Annotated in this window: 13 protein-coding genes; 9 read left to right on the top strand and 4 right to left on the bottom strand. The window is 34.2% G+C overall.

Annotation, left to right across the window (positions count from 1 at the left end):
* Positions 1-105 precede the first annotated feature (105 nt).
* The 3 genes from OEW74_RS02880 to ppk1 form a co-directional block, all read right to left on the bottom strand.
* Entirely contained in the window at positions 106-468 is a 363-nt protein-coding gene (locus tag OEW74_RS02880) for a hypothetical protein (protein ID WP_265427062.1), read from the bottom strand.
* 146 nt (positions 469-614) lie between these two features.
* Complete coding sequence (locus tag OEW74_RS02875) at positions 615-1499, bottom strand: exopolyphosphatase (RefSeq protein ID WP_265427061.1); 885 nt, start codon at positions 1497-1499, stop codon at positions 615-617.
* 101 nt (positions 1500-1600) lie between these two features.
* Positions 1601-3673 (bottom strand): polyphosphate kinase 1, encoded by a 2073-nt coding sequence (ppk1, locus tag OEW74_RS02870; RefSeq protein WP_265427060.1) that lies wholly within the window; start codon positions 3671-3673, stop codon positions 1601-1603.
* Between the two features lie 112 nt (positions 3674-3785).
* On the opposite strand from ppk1, the gene OEW74_RS02865 reads away from it, so the two are divergent.
* The 9 genes from OEW74_RS02865 (at position 3786) to OEW74_RS02825 (ending at position 14312) form a co-directional block, all read left to right on the top strand.
* Entirely contained in the window at positions 3786-5069 is a 1284-nt protein-coding gene (locus OEW74_RS02865) for a zinc-dependent metalloprotease (protein WP_265427059.1), read from the top strand.
* 154 nt (positions 5070-5223) lie between these two features.
* A complete protein-coding gene (gene dnaK / locus OEW74_RS02860) occupies positions 5224-7113 on the top strand; it encodes a molecular chaperone DnaK (protein WP_265427058.1) in 1890 nt (629 codons plus the stop codon).
* Positions 7114-7350: 237 nt separating this feature from the next.
* Positions 7351-7920 (top strand): helix-turn-helix domain-containing protein, encoded by a 570-nt coding sequence (locus OEW74_RS02855; RefSeq protein ID WP_209787873.1) that lies wholly within the window; start codon positions 7351-7353, stop codon positions 7918-7920.
* The gene (locus OEW74_RS02850; protein WP_265427057.1) at positions 7917-9164 is read left to right on the top strand and encodes a site-specific integrase; all 1248 of its coding nucleotides are present in this window, start codon (positions 7917-7919) and stop codon (positions 9162-9164) included. The genes OEW74_RS02855 and OEW74_RS02850 overlap by 4 nt, the downstream gene beginning before the upstream one ends.
* Positions 9161-9940, top strand: coding sequence for a hypothetical protein (locus OEW74_RS02845; protein ID WP_265427056.1), 780 nt, complete (start codon positions 9161-9163; stop codon positions 9938-9940). Before OEW74_RS02850 ends, OEW74_RS02845 begins: the two co-directional genes overlap by 4 nt.
* A 125-nt stretch (positions 9941-10065) precedes the next feature.
* The gene (locus OEW74_RS02840) at positions 10066-10443 is read left to right on the top strand and encodes a helix-turn-helix domain-containing protein (protein WP_265427055.1); all 378 of its coding nucleotides are present in this window, start codon (positions 10066-10068) and stop codon (positions 10441-10443) included.
* Positions 10440-11669, top strand: a complete 1230-nt coding sequence (locus OEW74_RS02835; protein ID WP_265427054.1) for a primase-helicase family protein — start codon at positions 10440-10442, stop codon at positions 11667-11669. The genes OEW74_RS02840 and OEW74_RS02835 overlap by 4 nt, the downstream gene beginning before the upstream one ends.
* A 220-nt stretch (positions 11670-11889) precedes the next feature.
* On the top strand, positions 11890-12873 hold the full coding sequence (locus OEW74_RS02830) for a toprim domain-containing protein (protein WP_265427053.1): 984 nt from the start codon (positions 11890-11892) through the stop codon (positions 12871-12873).
* Positions 12874-13151: 278 nt separating this feature from the next.
* Positions 13152-14312, top strand: coding sequence for a hypothetical protein (locus OEW74_RS02825; RefSeq protein WP_265427052.1), 1161 nt, complete (start codon positions 13152-13154; stop codon positions 14310-14312).
* A 307-nt stretch (positions 14313-14619) separates the two neighbouring features.
* Here OEW74_RS02825 and OEW74_RS02820 read toward each other — a convergent pair whose 3' ends face one another.
* Complete coding sequence (locus OEW74_RS02820) at positions 14620-15714, bottom strand: hypothetical protein (protein WP_265427051.1); 1095 nt, start codon at positions 15712-15714, stop codon at positions 14620-14622.

The following is a 15714-nucleotide window of genomic DNA, read 5'->3' as shown; positions in this document are numbered from 1 at the left end:
TTTGATTAATAATTTGTTTTAAAAAGGGGTGATTCTTTAAGTTACTGTTAATTGTTGTTTGTTTAACTCAAAAATAAAATATTGAAAGAAATGGTTTTGTTTAATCTACCACTCTCTCCAATCTTCGGTAATATCTTCATCAGCTTTGCTGTAGCCTTTTTTAACACTTTCTGAAATTATTATTTCTGCAATTTGTTCGCGTTCAGAAGTTTCAATTAATTCAAAATTACATTTTTCATTAAGCCTATTTAAACTTTCAATCGTATTTTGTACGATTTTCATGCCTTCGTCTTTCGATGTTGAATTTGCTAAGTCTGAGCGGTATTTATTAAGAATATTTACACATTCTTCTACATCAGTTTTTGTGTAAGAAGGTTGTGCTATCTCTATGTATTCAAACATTGATTGCTTCAGAAGAGAAATTTTATTTTCTTCATTCGGTTTATCAATTGAATTTTCATTTTCCATCTTTTCGGTTTTGTTTTTCGGTGATTGCAATTTTTTATTTTGTCTGTCACAAGAATTTGTCACAAGAACAAGGACTGAGCAAAAAATAGAAATTTAAATTTCACCATATAAATAATAGCTTGTGTTCATAGAAGGAATGATATTTTTTACTTTTCCCCCGAAACCCTCTCATAAATATTATGAATCAAACCATCCGCAACGGAAATTTTCGGCACAAAAATCCTGCTGATTTCAGACCAAGTCATTACATTGTTGTAAATTCTTAAAGCATGACCCAAAACATCTGCACGATCCTGTCTTAAATTATATTTGCTCATTCTTTCATCTACAGTCAATGCGTTGATCTCTTTGTAGACTTTTTTAAGATAAGTTGCAGACATAGGTTTTCCGTCTTTGGTTTTGCTCATCGAAAAGGCTTTGTTGATGTTTCCTCCCGAACCAATAGCAACAATAGGTTTCTTGCTGTTGATGTTTTTTCGGATCTCTTCCTTCATTTCTTTCCAGTTGTCTTCGCTTACCAGATCGTTAAGCAATCTGATGGTTCCAATGTTGAAAGATCTTTCGTAAACCATTTTTCCGTTTTCGTAGAATGTAAGCTCGGTAGAACCACCTCCAACATCTACATAAAGATAGGCAAAATCTTTGTCAAGACCTTCAGCAACGTGGTTTTCATAGACTAAAGTTGCTTCTTCGTCCCCTGAAATAATTTCGATGGTAATATCGGAGTGGTTTTTTACTTTTTCAATAATTTCTTTACCATTTTCGGCATCACGCATGGCGCTCGTTGCGCAAGCTCTGTAATGTTCTACTTTGTAAATTTTCATCAAATCACTGAAAATCTTCATAGAATCTAAGACCATTTGTTCCCTTTCTGCACCGATTTTTCTAAGAGTGAAAACATCCATTCCTAATCGTAAAGGTATTCTGAGAAGGTTGAGTTTAATAAACTCAGGTTTCCCGTTTTGAATTTTTACCTCATTGATTAAAAGTCGGGCTGCATTACTTCCTATGTCTATCGCTGCAATGATCATTTTGAATGTATTTTATTGAATTTTAGTTTTTTAATTTGTGATTGGGCGATTTTTAAAAGCCAAATTTACGGAAATATTATTTTGTGCCTTTTTTGTTAAGGTTATTTTCCTGTAGTTTTTGCTTTCAGATATTTATAGGTTTCGATTTGTGAACGGCATTCTTTTTCGCCGTTTTTGATGTATTCATTGCTCAGCTTTTTGTCTAAAATTCTCGCTTTTACATTATCTTTTAGCTGAATATCAAGAATATCTTTCAGTTCTTTTTTAAGATTTTTATCAGATATTTTTGCGGCTGCTTCTATTCTGTAATCTAAGTTTCTATTCATCCAATCGGCAGAAGAAATATAGATGTCTTCAGAACCTTTATTGTAAAAATACATCACTCTTGCATGTTCCAAGTATTCGTCTACAATGCTTATTGCTTTAATTTTCTGCTTAAATTCTTTCTGGTTGATTGCGCAGTAAATACCTCTTACAATCATTCTGATTACCACTCCGGCTTGCGCAGCTTCATACATTTTATTAATTAAAGCCCGGTCGCTTACAGAATTGGCTTTGATGATCATTTCTGCCTTTCTTCCGGCTTTGGCTTCTTCAATTTCTTTATCGATATGATGTACGATTTTTTCACGCATAAACTGCGGACAAACCATCAGATTTTTACAGGTTTTTAGAACAGATAAATAATCTTCTTTCGGTTTTTTTAGTACAGTGAAAACTTTATTGATGTCTGCCATTATGCTTCTGTCGGAAGTCATTATCAAATGGTCACCATAAATTTTGGCAGTTTTTTCGTTAAAATTTCCGGTGCTTACAAAACCATATTGAAGGGTTTTATTGTGTACCCGTTTTTTGATAATGCACAATTTGGCATGTACTTTTTTGTCCGGAATTCCTATTAAAACAGTGATTCCTTCAGGCTCAAACATTTCTTTCCACATCAGGTTCGATTCTTCATCAAATCTTGCCTGAAGTTCGAGCATTACCGTTACTTCTTTACCATTTCTGGCAGCATAAATCAATGCGTTACTTATTTTTGAATTACTTGCCAAACGATAAGCGGTAATCTGAATAGACTTCACATCCGGATCCATTGCAGCTTCACGCAATAAATCAATTACCGGCGTGTAAGTATGATACGGAAAGCTTAATAAAACATCTTGTTTCAAAATAACATCTGTCACTCTTTCGCCATGTTCAAAAGCCTGATGCGTAAAAGATGTTCTTTCTACGGGTTTTTGGCTGTACTCAATGACATCAGGAAAATCCATGAAATGTTTAAAATTATGAATCTTTCCTCCGGGAATAATGCTGTCTTTTTTGCTTAAATTTAATTTTCGGATAAGCAATTCAAGCATTGCTTTATCCATGTCTTTATCAAAAACAAAACGGGTAGGTTTTCCTTTTCTACGGTTTTTAAGTCCCTTTTCTATTTTTTCGGCAAAGTTGGTTTTGATGTCGTTATCAATATCCATCTCGGCATCTTTTGTTACTTTAAAAGCATGGGCAGAAAACTCATCGTACCCAAAATAAGAAAATATATGCGGTAGGTTGAAAGTGATAACATCCTCAAGCAACATGACATTTTTTTCTTCAGGATCTTCGGTAGGTAACAAAACAAATCTCCCAACAAAACGTGAAGGAATCTCTATAATTGCATAGTTGCTGTGGTAATTCCAGTCTTTTTTTCTCATAGCAACACCGAGATACAAACTTTTGTCTCTCATGTATGGCATAGGTGTGTTTTCGTGAAGAAGGATAGGGATAACATTGGCTTCTACCACTTCATCAAAATATTGTCGTACAAATTCTTTCTGTTTGGCGCTAAGATTTTTTGAAGTTTTAATAAAAACTTTTTGCTCTGCCATTTCAACCTGAATTTTTTTCCAGGTTTTATCAAAGTTTGCTTGTTGGGTAATAACAATTTCATTAATTCTTTGAAGAATTTTCGATGGTGGCTGATAAAATGATTCGGCAATTACTTTTTCTTTAAAATCCATCGCACGCTTCAAACCGGCAACACGCACTCTGAAAAACTCATCCAGATTATTTGAGAAAATCCCAAGAAAACGAATTCTGAGATGAAGCGGCACGTTTTCGTCCATTGCTTCTTGTAAAACTCTTTCGTTAAATGCTAACCAGGTAACATCTCTGGGATTAAAATGTAAAGACATATTTTGTGTAAAATTTATCAAAAATAGCTAAAAAACGTAAACTTCAACAGATGTAAATATTAATCTTTAATTAATTTTTGTAATCATTATATTTGTAAGAAAAATAATTCATATGAAAAAATTCTACCTTATTCTATTAGCTGCTGCTGGATTTTCTTTACAAGCCCAGCAAGCACCCGTAGCTCCACAAGTGAAGCGAATTTGCGCAACAGACAAAGTAATGACAGATTTCTTTGCAAAAAACCCACAAGCAAAACTTCAGGAAGCAGATTTGAGAGATTTTTTAATTAATAATGATTACAAAACTCAGAAAAAAAAGGCTGTAGTGACAATTCCGGTTGTAGTACACGTTTTGTACAAAACTGCGCAGCAAAATATTTCTGATGCACAAATTTTGTCTCAGATTACTGCACTTAATCAAGATTTCAGAAAGCAAAATACAGATTTTAATACAGTTGTACCGGCTGCTTTTCAACCAAATGCTGCTGATTTAGAATTGGCATTCTGTATGGCAACAAGAGACCCGAACGGTAATGCTACTACAGGGATTGAGAGAAAATCAGTACCACAAAGTTTTGTATTAGGAAACAGTTATTATACATCAAGCGGTTTGGCAGCTTGGGATCCTACAAAATATTTGAATATCTGGGTAGGATATTTTGATGGTTTTGATTCGCAAGGTGAGCCATGGGATGGTACTTTAGGGTTTGCATATTTACCTAGTGCTGCAGGAATGCCAATTGATGGATTAGTTATAGGATGTTTTAATATGGGTACAGTAGGTACTCTTTGGCAAGGGTATGACTTAGGCAGAACTGCTACTCATGAGATTGGCCATTATTTCGGTCTGAATCATATTTGGGGTAATACCGGTGTTTGTGGAACTTCCGGCGGAAGTGACGGTTGTGCAGATACACCAGCAACTAATGGTCCTTACTATGAGCAGGACAATCCTGTTTTCCCTGATAATCAGTATACTTGTACTTCAAGTGCAAATGGCGCAATGTTTATGAATTATATGGATTATGTGGCTGATTATCAGATGGCAATGTTTACGAATGATCAGAAAACGATTACAAGTAATACAATGATTGGTCCCAGAGCAAGTCTGTTGAATGCAAATGGTTGTTCTCTTTTATCTGTTAATGAAACTGAAAAGGTAGAAGCAATTAATATTTTCCCAAACCCTACAACACAATATATTTCAATAGCATCACCATTAACGAAGATTAATGAAATAGAAATATTTAATGCTGAAGGAAGATTGGTTAAAAAAGCCTTCATTAAAAATGAAACAGATAAAATTGATGTGAAAGATTTTGCTTCCGGAATTTATTATGTAAGAACTTATAACGGAAAAGATATTGTGAAATCTATGAAATTTATCAAAAAATAAGTGAAAATATTTCCAGCTTTTATTAAAACAAAACTTCGATATAATCGGAGTTTTTGTTTTTTTATGTCAATTTGTCACAAAAATTCTAATGGTACAGAAATTGAGAAATTGAGAATGTAAATTAAATTTAAAAATTAGAAAAAATATAAATATTATGAGTAAAATAATCGGAATTGACTTAGGTACAACCAACTCTTGCGTTGCAGTAATGGAAGGTAAAGATGCTGTAGTTATCCCTAATGCAGAAGGTAAAAGAACTACACCTTCTATTGTAGCGTTTACAGAAGATGGTGAAAGAAAAGTAGGTGATCCTGCAAAAAGACAGGCGGTAACCAACCCAAAGAAAACAGTATATTCTATCAAAAGATTCATCGGAACTCACTTCAAAGAAGATACTCAGGAAATCTCTAGAGTACCTTATGAAGTAGTAGCCGGACCAAATGATACTGTAAAAGTAAAAATCGACGACAGAGAATATACACCACAGGAAATTTCTGCAATGACACTTCAGAAAATGAAGAAAACTGCTGAAGATTATCTTGGACAGGAAGTAACAAGAGCGGTAATCACTGTTCCTGCTTACTTTAACGATGCTCAAAGACAAGCGACTAAAGAAGCTGGTGAAATTGCAGGTCTTAAAGTAGAAAGAATTATCAACGAGCCTACAGCAGCAGCTTTGGCTTATGGTATGGATAAATCTCACAAAGACCAAAAAATTGCAGTTTACGATTTAGGTGGTGGTACTTTCGACGTTTCTATCTTGGATTTAGGAGACGGAGTTTTCGAAGTATTGTCTACAAATGGAGATACACACTTAGGAGGTGATGATTTTGATGATGTAATTATCAACTGGATGGCAGACGAATTCAAAGCTGAAGAAGGTGTTGACTTGAAATCTGATGCAATTGCATTACAAAGATTGAAAGAAGCAGCTGAAAAAGCAAAAATTGAGTTGTCTTCTTCTCCTCAAACTGAGATTAACCTTCCTTATATCACAGCTACAGCTACAGGTCCTAAACACTTAGTGAAGACTTTAACTAAAGCTAAATTCGAGCAGTTATCTGCAGATTTGGTAAGACGTTCTATGGAGCCTTGTAAAAAAGCGCTTTCTGATGCAGGTCTTTCTATCAGCGATATTGACGAAGTGATTTTGGTAGGTGGTTCTACAAGAATCCCAATCATTCAGGAAGAAGTTGAGAAATTCTTCGGTAAAAAACCTTCAAAAGGAGTTAACCCGGATGAGGTTGTAGCAATTGGTGCAGCTATTCAAGGTGGGGTTTTAACTGGAGACGTTACAGACGTTCTTTTGTTAGACGTTACGCCACTTTCTTTAGGTATCGAAACAATGGGTTCAGTTTTCACCAAATTAATTGAAGCAAACACTACCATCCCAACTAAAAAATCTGAAGTATTCTCTACAGCTTCAGACAACCAGCCAGCTGTAAGCATCAGAGTAGGACAGGGTGAAAGACCAATGTTTAACGATAATAAAGAAATCGGTAGATTCGACCTTACAGATATTCCACCAGCACAAAGAGGAGTTCCTCAAATCGAAGTAACTTTCGATATCGATGCAAACGGAATCTTGAGCGTTTCTGCTAAAGATAAAGGAACTGGTAAAGAGCAGTCTATCAAAATCCAAGCATCTTCTGGTCTTTCTGACGAAGAAATCGAAAGAATGAAAAAAGAAGCTCAGGAAAATTCTGCAGCTGATGCTAAGAAGAAAGAAGAAGTTGAAATCTTCAACAAAGCTGACGGATTGATTTTCCAAACTGAAAAGCAATTAAAAGAGTTTGGTGATAAATTATCTGCAGACAAAAAAGCAGCAATTGAAACTGCTCACACAGAATTGAAAGCAGCTTTTGAAGCTAAAAACGGAGATGATGTAAAAGCTAAAACTGAAGCTTTAGATGCGGCTTGGATGGCAGCTTCAGAAGAAATGTACGCACAAGGTCAAGGTGCTGATGCAGGAGCTCAACAAACTCAAGGTAACGCAAACGGAGCAGAAGATGTTCAGGATGCAGACTTCGAAGAAGTCAAATAAGTAGCAATTATCATCGATTAATATCGATTGAAATAAATTAGCAAATCGCTGTAAATGTAATGTTTACAGCGATTTTTTTTGTTTTGTAATTTTTGGTAATAGTTGATTTTAATCATTTTTTATTGTATTTTTGTCTCTTATTTGTACCAATCGTTATTTGGATAATATGTGCGTCTTATGCGTCTTATTTTATTTTAGAAGCCAAAAAACAGAAAATGTGCAGGATGTTATTTCAGAATGGGATTTAGTAAATTAAAAATACCGAGGGTCTGTGAGCATTGCTCAAAGCCTTTTGAAGCAAAGACAGTTACAAGTCGTTTTTGTTCTACTTCTTGTAATAATAAATCGTTAAAGGCAAAGAAGAAACTTGAAAAAGAAAAAGTTGAAAAAGAAATTCTTTTACTAAAATATAAAAACAAGATTGCTGAAGTACAAACAAGGGAATTTATTTCTGTTGCTGAAGCTACAGTTATGTTTGGAATTTCTAAAGATACTATTCACAGGTATATAAAAAGAGGAATAATTACTGGAACTAACTTAGGAACAAGACTGACCCGTGTGAAGCGGTCAGATTTGGAAGCTTTGTTTTCAGCTGTTGAAGTACCTGAGAAAAAAGAAATAGCAATTGAGAAACCCAATTTTGAAGTCGGTAATTGCTATACGATTTCAGAAGTCATCGAGAAGTTCAATGCTAATCCTAGCACGGTTTCAAATGTTATTAAAAGAAACAAGATTCCTACAAAAAAAGTTGGAAGTTTCGTGTATGTGCCTAAAAATTTAATCGATAAAATTTTTGACGGAAAATGAAAGAATTATTGAAAACTAAAGTTACAGTAAGATTGCGAAAGGCCGAGTTCCGAAAAGAATGGTTCATTTATTTGGAAAGTTATCCTGTGATTTTGCCTGGTAAAGAGAAAGCACAACGAGTTCGGGAATATTTGAACCGAAGTGTCACAACTGTAGATTTTGACAAAAAAAGGCCTGCAAGAACTACGCAAGATTCAGTTTCATTTAAACCTAAAAGAGATGATAACGGAATCATAGTTTGTAAAAGTGAAAATGACCGAGAAACAATGATCTACGCAGATTCTCTTCGCAAATTACGTCAAAGAGAATATGATAATATAGAACTCTACAGTGAACTCGACGCAATAAAGGCGGAAGAAAAAGAAAAATCTCAGGAGGATTTTGTCAAATATTTTGATTTGCTAGTCACTAAGCGGCATAAAAACAGTTCCGAATCTATACAAATAAATTGGTATCGCTCCATTAAATTTCTAAAAGATTTTGGAGGTGAAAAAATTACCTTTTCAGAGATAAATACAAAATTCTGTGAAAAATTTAAATCATATCTTTTGACTGCAAAAAGTGGAAGTAATAAGGAGAATACTATTTCTCAGAATACTGCTTCAACATATTTTTCTGTTTTTAAAGCTGCGTTAAAAGAAGCTTTTATTGATGGTTACTTTACATCTGATATTTCTGCTAAAGTAAAATCGATTCCACATGAGGAATCAAGACGAGAATATTTAACTCTGGAAGAACTTAATACATTGGTTGAAACGCCTTGCGAACTTGATGTTCTTAAACGTGCAGCGCTATTTTCAGCTTTAACCGGTCTACGCCATTCTGATATCCAAAAACTAACATGGAACGAAATAACTATCGAAAATGAGCAAGCAAAAATCAATTTCACGCAGAAAAAAACAAAAGGTGTAGAATACATGCCGATTTCTAAACAAGCATTACAGCTTTGTGGTGAAGTAGGTCTTCAGACTGATTTGATTTTTAAAAATCTGACTAATCCAGCTTGGATTTCTCGGCCACTTAAAAAGTGGATTGAAAGTGCAGGAATTACCAAAAAAATAACTTTTCATAATTTTAGACATACTTTTGCTACTCTGCAGCTTTCGAGTGGAACAGATATTTACACCGTGAGTAAAATGCTTGGACATACAAATGTAAAAACTACTCAAGTTTACGCAAAAGTTGTAGATGAAAAGAAAAATAAAGCTTCACAAGCCATTCATCTAAAGAACTTACAAAAATGAATCTGAAATATTTCGAATATATAGTTATTTATCTTTCTGTTCTGCTCGTATGTGTAGTTGCAGGTACTTTGGCAAGACTTTCTTTTCTTCATAAAGGAGGAGATGAATATACTGCGAATATTGTTTTTTGGTCAATTACCGCTTTCAGTGTTTTGATTTATGGCATTATTATTTTATTTCTGGATGTAATTTTAGTAGGTATTAAAAAATTTATACAGAAACGGAAGAATTTAAAAAACAACGTGATAAAATCACTTCCAGCGAATAATTTAGATGGAAAAATTGAAGAGCAAGAAACAATAATGAACAAAAATTCATCAATTCATTTCAATGAAGATTCACAGGAAAATAATTTAGCTCAAACTTCTGTATTGGTAAATTTGGAGTCTATAAGAAAAGTTCAACTTCAAGAAAAGCAACAGATTGAAAATCAAAAATTACAAATAGCTATTGATTATACCCGCAATCAATTTGCTTTATATGTAACTGACGAAGATCTTGCTGCAATTTGCAATTCAATAAGCCTCTATGCAAAACAAGAAGAAATTCCACTTCACACTTCAGTCGTTACCAAAGGACTTTCAAATCTTGATCTCTATCATTTTGGCTGGAATATTTGGAATCATTTTAAACCGATAAAACAAGAACGGGTTTCGAAATTATTAAAAACTGTTTTTGTCTCGCTTGATGATATTGATGCTGATACCATCAAGTCACATTTAAAGGACGAACCTAAAAAAGGCATAATCAAAATTCAAGAAAATTTGGCATACTAATAAAACTTATAAAAAATTACAAAACATAGTGTTTGTAAAGTGATTCCTCTGTGATTGCATGTTTACGTATATCACGGAGGAATCACTTTTTTTCTTTGCACCATAACAATTAAAAACAATTAGTTATGGATAGTAACGAAATTTCATTTGAAAACCTGCCACGAGCAGTGGCACATTTAGTTAGCGAAATCGCAGAGATTAAGTTTCTTGTAGAAAGAAAAGAAGTTCCTGTGATTTCTCAAAAGAGAGTTCCAATTGACATTGAAGCAGCTTGTCAATTAATTGGCAAAGCAAAACCAACTGTCTACACATTGGTCAGAACCCGAAAAATTCCCTGCTATAAAAATGGAAAGAAACTGTATTTTTTTGAAGATGAACTTTTAGACTGGATTTCCAAAGGTAAAAAGAAAACGTTACAGGAAATTCAATCGGAAGCGGAAGCCAGCTTTAAGAAAAATTCACGACAGTCAAACATTGGTTCTAGTCAAAATCTGTCAAGATGAGCAAGAAATCCCCTTATTTGAGAGTTGGAACCACTTACTATAAAAACATAGAAAAGCCCTTAATCTCTGGTGATACAACTTCGGTTTTGGTTCGTTGGAATCGGGAAACAATTATCAACGACCACGGAAAAAGTTTTGTTGGTGATATTCCGAAATATGATGGGTTTTGCTGTATTCCTGAACATTTAGATTATCAACAAATCGTTAAAGGTTTTTATAATATTTACAATGAAATTCCTTTTGCGCCTTCTTGTGAAAAGGAAGATTTAAAAAACTCGATTTCATTTTCGCTAAAATTTGTAGACCATATTTTCGGCGAGCAGCTGGAAATGGGTTTGGATTACTTGAAAATTCTTTTACAATTTCCAACGCAAATTCTACCAATTTTATGTTTGGTTTCTAAAGAGAGATCAACCGGAAAATCTACATTCATCAAATGGTTGAAAGAGATTTTCGGTTTGAACATGACCTACATCAAAGGTGATTCTTTTGGAAGCCAATTTAATTCCGATTGGGCAGCAATGTTAGTGGTGGCTATTGATGAAGTTTTCTTCGATAAAAAAGAAATTACTGAACGATTAAAATATCTATCGACAACCAATAAAGATAAACTCGAAGCCAAAGGAAGAGACAGAGAAGAAATCGACTTTTTCGCCAAGTTTATTTTGTGTTCCAATAACGAAGAAAATTTCATTCAAATTGATGAAAATGAAATTCGATTCTGGATTCTAAAAATTAATCCTATTAAAACTGAAAATACCGAGTTTCTAAGCAATCTCATTGCAGAGATCCCCTATTTTCTTCGGTTTTTAATTGATCGATCATTTTCAACGGAGAAGAAAACCAGAATGTGGTTTTCTGCCGATGAAATAAGAACTAAAGCACTTCAAAAATTAGTTTTCAAGAATAATAATAAACTGGAATCTAAGATTATTGAGTTGCTATATGAGTTTTTTGAAAGCAATAATGATGAACAGATCAATGTTGTTCCACAAGATTTGCTGAATATGATGAATCGAATGTTCAGACCAACATATTGGACAAGAAATGATATTCGAAATCTACTCAAAGAAACTTGGAAATTAGTTCCACAAACTAATGGTTTGACTTATATCAGATACGATATTGATTTTGCTGGAACCTTTTACCAAAACAATTCAGTTGGTCGGTTTTTCACCATAAAAAAGGATTTTATCCTTGGTAAATATGTTGAACTGTTGAATTAACTGATAATGAAAATAAAATCAAATACTTAACAGTCAACAAAATCCTCAACAAACTTTAAGATCCAACTTTTTGTTGAATGTCTGTTGAGTGCTGAAACTCTAGTTTGTTGAATCGTTGAGACTTTGTTGAATATCCAAATTGTATTTAATCAATAGGTTACAATGTTTACTCAACAATTCAACAAAAAATATCTCATTCACAATACGAAAATTTAATTCTATGAACTGCAAACAATTTAACAGCATATCGTTGGAAGAAGTCCTCCTTTCTCTCGGACACCTTCCCACGAAACAAAATGAAAAAGAAGCTTGGTATCTCAACCCCTTTGCCAGCGAATCCCAAGCCTCATTTAAATTAAATAAAAGACTTAATGCTTGGTATCTTCATTCAGAAGGAATAGGCGGTAATAACACCGATTTTATGAAGAAATATTTAAAGACCTCGGTAAATGAAGTTTTGGACTGGGCGAAAAAACAAAATTTTTCTTCTTTTCATCAGCAAGCACAGGTGAAAAAGTCAGAACCAAATTACAGAATTGATGAAATACTGGGTCTCCAAAATCAAAACCTAAAACAATATTTGCAGGGACGTGGATTAAGTCCTAAAATCTATGATTATATAAAAGAAGTACGATTTACAATCGGAGAAAAGAAACTCTACGCAATTGGCTTCGAGAATTTATCCGGAGGCTTTGAGCTTCGCAATTCTTTTTATAAAGGTTCATTGTTGAAAAAGGATATTTCAATACTTAATCTCAATAGTAATGTACAGAATATATCAAATCTTCAAGATAAAAATATCAAAAGTGTAGCAGTTTTTGAAGGCTTTATGGATGCCCTGTCTTTTATAGAAATGCAGAAATCTTTTGCAGGAGATATTCTAGTAATGAATTCCATTGCTCTTTTAAATAAGTCCATAGAATATTTGAAAAACTACTCTGATATCAATCTTTTTCTGGACAACGATAATGCTGGAATTAAATGTAAATCTGAAATCATAAAATCTTTTCCGGAAGCAAAAGATCATTCCATTGTCTATTCAAACCATAAAGATCTGAACGAATTTTTGATGCATCGGATAAACAATGATTCCTCGATTAACTCATGTAAGAATTCTATAAAATTTCCTGAAGCTGATAAAACAGAAGAGAGAAAGCCGGAACCAGAAATTAGAAAATCAAATGGTTTTAAAATGAAACGTTGATAAATCGTGCTGTATGTTTTTACCAACTACCCGCAGAAGTTAGGAGCGCATTCGCAACTTTGAAGGTCGTTCCTCCCAACAAAGTTTCAAATACGCTCTGCGAGGCTTCTAACCTGAGTTAAATAGACTAAGGTTGACTGGTGAAAACCTGTGTAAAAAACACACAGGTCTATTTCAAAGGTGCGTAAAATATGCACAGGTAAATTGGAATTCTGCATAATATTTTACAGCAATTTTAATCAAAGAAATCTTTGATAAACTTTTAAAGATGAAAAATAATGAAGACTTCAATTAATTTTAAAACTGTCAAATCGGATTCTGAAACTCATAATTTCAGAAAGAAGACTTTCGACTATATCCGTAAAGATCTGACATCAAAGAATGAATATTGGATGGAGCAGAAAATAGTAGACCGAATCCAACAAATCGAAGCATACTGTAAAGAAAAGTCCGGAAGGAAATTGCAGAAGAATGCAATGCCAGTTCGGGAAGCTGTAGTTGTTATTAAAGAAGACACAACCATGTTGGAACTTCAAAACTTGGCGAAGAGACTGGAAGAAGAAATGAAAATTCGTGTTTTTCAAATTGCTATTCATAAAGACGAAGGTCATACCGATAAAGACACGAAAGAATGGAAACCCAATTACCACGCTCATTTGGTGGCTGACTGGCAAGATTTGGAAACTGGTAAAACACTGAAACACCAATCTTACCACTATTCAAAAATGCAGGATCTGACAGCTGAATGTCTGAATATGGAAAGGGGTATTTCTGGATCGAAAGGAAGATTAGAGGCTATCGAATTTAAAATTCAGCAAAGAGAAGAAGATCTTAAAGTTTTGGAGGAAAGATTCAATTCAATGAAGTCTGAGATGAGTTCTAGAAAATCGGAAGAGCTGATAGTAAAGGAAAATGATTTTTTAGGTTTTAAAAAAATTAAGACTGACAAAACAATTGCGAATTATGAAAAAGCATTTCGAACTTACAAAAGTACAATTTTTAAAAATGAAACCGAATTAGATTCTAAGTCAAAACAAATTGTTGAGCTCAATACAAAGGTTGATGATTTAAAAAAACAAGTATATCAATTCAAAAGCAAAAACGCTGTTCTATTGTCCAACCCGACCGTTTTTGCTTCTGAAAAGAAAAAATATTTAGATTCTGTCACATATATTCTTGAAAGAGAGATAAAATTTTCAAGATATAGAAGTCCAAACTTAGATAGAACAAATAAGCAAAATTTGATATCGGAAATGGAAAAAATAGCACAGAAAATTTCGCAAGAAAATACGGTTCCATTTGCTGCCTTCAATGAGATTTTTAAAGATACTGAGATTACATATCAGCTTTTCTCTTTGTTGCAATTCGGTAATAATAGTACAAATTATGAGATCGAGGATATTCCAATTCAAAATAAAAGAAAGATAAAAAGACTCTGATAACCGCAACTTATTGCAAAGTAATTTCTTTTGATTGATAGCAATCAAGGAAGCAAGAAGCCAGTAAAGCAAGAATGCAGGCAAGTAACCAATCAAGCAGGCAATGTCGCTAGATTGATAGATGACACCTTTGATGATGTAGGATTATCCCACTTGCAATACTTTGCTTTTTGATAATGCTTTCTTCATTTTGAAAAAAAAGAAACCCACGCCGTTGTATACACCGGAAAAAGTATTTAGTTTCCAGTATTTAGTGAGTGTTCAAAACCTCACCCTACGGGTTTACAAGCACCCTCGTTTTTTTTAGTTATCCGATGATCAATTCGATACCGGCTTTTTCTGCTTTGTATTTTATTTTGGTCTGCAATTCATAATAGCTCCAGTTGCGAAGCACAAACTCCTGTTCTTTTGCAATCCCTATTTTGTCTTCCTGATCTTTAAGAATCAAGGTGCCTGCCTGTTGCCGGATGCAGAAATCAATCAGCATCCTGCTGTAAAGATGAAGTCGATGACTGACAAAACGGTTTTCCAGATTCTCTGTTTTGTGCAGTGCCTTCTGTTTCCGTTTGGTTCCATTTCCGGAACGGGAATAAGCGACTCCGGCTCGAATTCTTTTGTTACTGGCTTGTATTGCCAACCTTCGATACAGAAATTCCTCTTTCGAACCAATAGTCATCCGCACATTGCTGGCTTTTACCACGATTGGGTGTTCTAAAGACAAAGACGCTTCAGCAATGATTTCAGGTTTTAAACCGTGGTCTTCTTTCTCAAATTCAAAGACCGCGAGCCAAAAAATCTTACCGTCTTTCAGCTGGATCTGGGATGTGCACAGCTTGATCTCTTCTTTTAAAAAGCGTTCCATGATTAAATGTTTATCAGAGAAATCTTTTCCCAAATATGTTTTTACTGGGATCGCAAACATATTGAAGCAAAAAGCTTTCTTTTCTGGATCATACTTCATTTTGCTGATACACTTGACAGGAAGCGGAATGGGAATGTCTTTTTTAAAATTCATTAAGGATTTTGATCCCTGCCAATAGTCGGCTTTGTTTTTGGAAAAGGTGGATTGAATCGTATTGTTCAGGCATCCAAGAATGTCGGTGGGGATTTCGCCTTTAAAACGGTCAAAGACCAGGCGTGCTGTGGTGTTTGTTTTGGAGCGGTCAAACATTCCCATTTTATCTTTTTTTTCATCAGCTAACTTGTATTGGATTTCTTCTGTGAGGTAAAAGAAATCCTTGATCATTTCCTGTACATACAGATGGGAAACGATCAGATTAGCCGCACGGAAACAGCGGTTCTGATACCGGTAGAGTTTTTCCCACATCTGGCTTTTATCTTCAGATGGAACATCAATCACCAGCTGAATTTTCCGGGTCAGGGTTATGGTGGATTTTTCCAT

This window comes from Chryseobacterium sp. YIM B08800 (assembly GCF_026163565.1).
Classification (GTDB): Bacteria; Bacteroidota; Bacteroidia; order Flavobacteriales; family Weeksellaceae; genus Chryseobacterium.
The sequence above is the reverse complement of the archived record's forward strand: the minus strand, read 5'-3'. Positions and strand labels throughout refer to the sequence as shown.

Excerpts from the sequence above, each read along its gene's own strand:
- OEW74_RS02880 (WP_265427062.1), bottom strand. The coding sequence starts at position 468 with ATGGAAAATGAAAATTCAATTGATAAACCGAATGAAGAAAATAAAATT.
- OEW74_RS02875 (WP_265427061.1), bottom strand. The coding sequence starts at position 1,499 with ATGATCATTGCAGCGATAGACATAGGAAGTAATGCAGCCCGACTTTTA.
- ppk1 (WP_265427060.1), bottom strand. The coding sequence starts at position 3,673 with ATGTCTTTACATTTTAATCCCAGAGATGTTACCTGGTTAGCATTTAAC.
- OEW74_RS02865 (WP_265427059.1), top strand. The coding sequence starts at position 3,786 with ATGAAAAAATTCTACCTTATTCTATTAGCTGCTGCTGGATTTTCTTTA.
- dnaK (WP_265427058.1), top strand. The coding sequence starts at position 5,224 with ATGAGTAAAATAATCGGAATTGACTTAGGTACAACCAACTCTTGCGTT.
- OEW74_RS02855 (WP_209787873.1), top strand. The coding sequence starts at position 7,351 with ATGGGATTTAGTAAATTAAAAATACCGAGGGTCTGTGAGCATTGCTCA.
- OEW74_RS02850 (WP_265427057.1), top strand. The coding sequence starts at position 7,917 with ATGAAAGAATTATTGAAAACTAAAGTTACAGTAAGATTGCGAAAGGCC.
- OEW74_RS02845 (WP_265427056.1), top strand. The coding sequence starts at position 9,161 with ATGAATCTGAAATATTTCGAATATATAGTTATTTATCTTTCTGTTCTG.
- OEW74_RS02840 (WP_265427055.1), top strand. The coding sequence starts at position 10,066 with ATGGATAGTAACGAAATTTCATTTGAAAACCTGCCACGAGCAGTGGCA.
- OEW74_RS02835 (WP_265427054.1), top strand. The coding sequence starts at position 10,440 with ATGAGCAAGAAATCCCCTTATTTGAGAGTTGGAACCACTTACTATAAA.
- OEW74_RS02830 (WP_265427053.1), top strand. The coding sequence starts at position 11,890 with ATGAACTGCAAACAATTTAACAGCATATCGTTGGAAGAAGTCCTCCTT.
- OEW74_RS02825 (WP_265427052.1), top strand. The coding sequence starts at position 13,152 with ATGAAGACTTCAATTAATTTTAAAACTGTCAAATCGGATTCTGAAACT.
- OEW74_RS02820 (WP_265427051.1), bottom strand. The coding sequence starts at position 15,714 with ATGGAAAAATCCACCATAACCCTGACCCGGAAAATTCAGCTGGTGATT.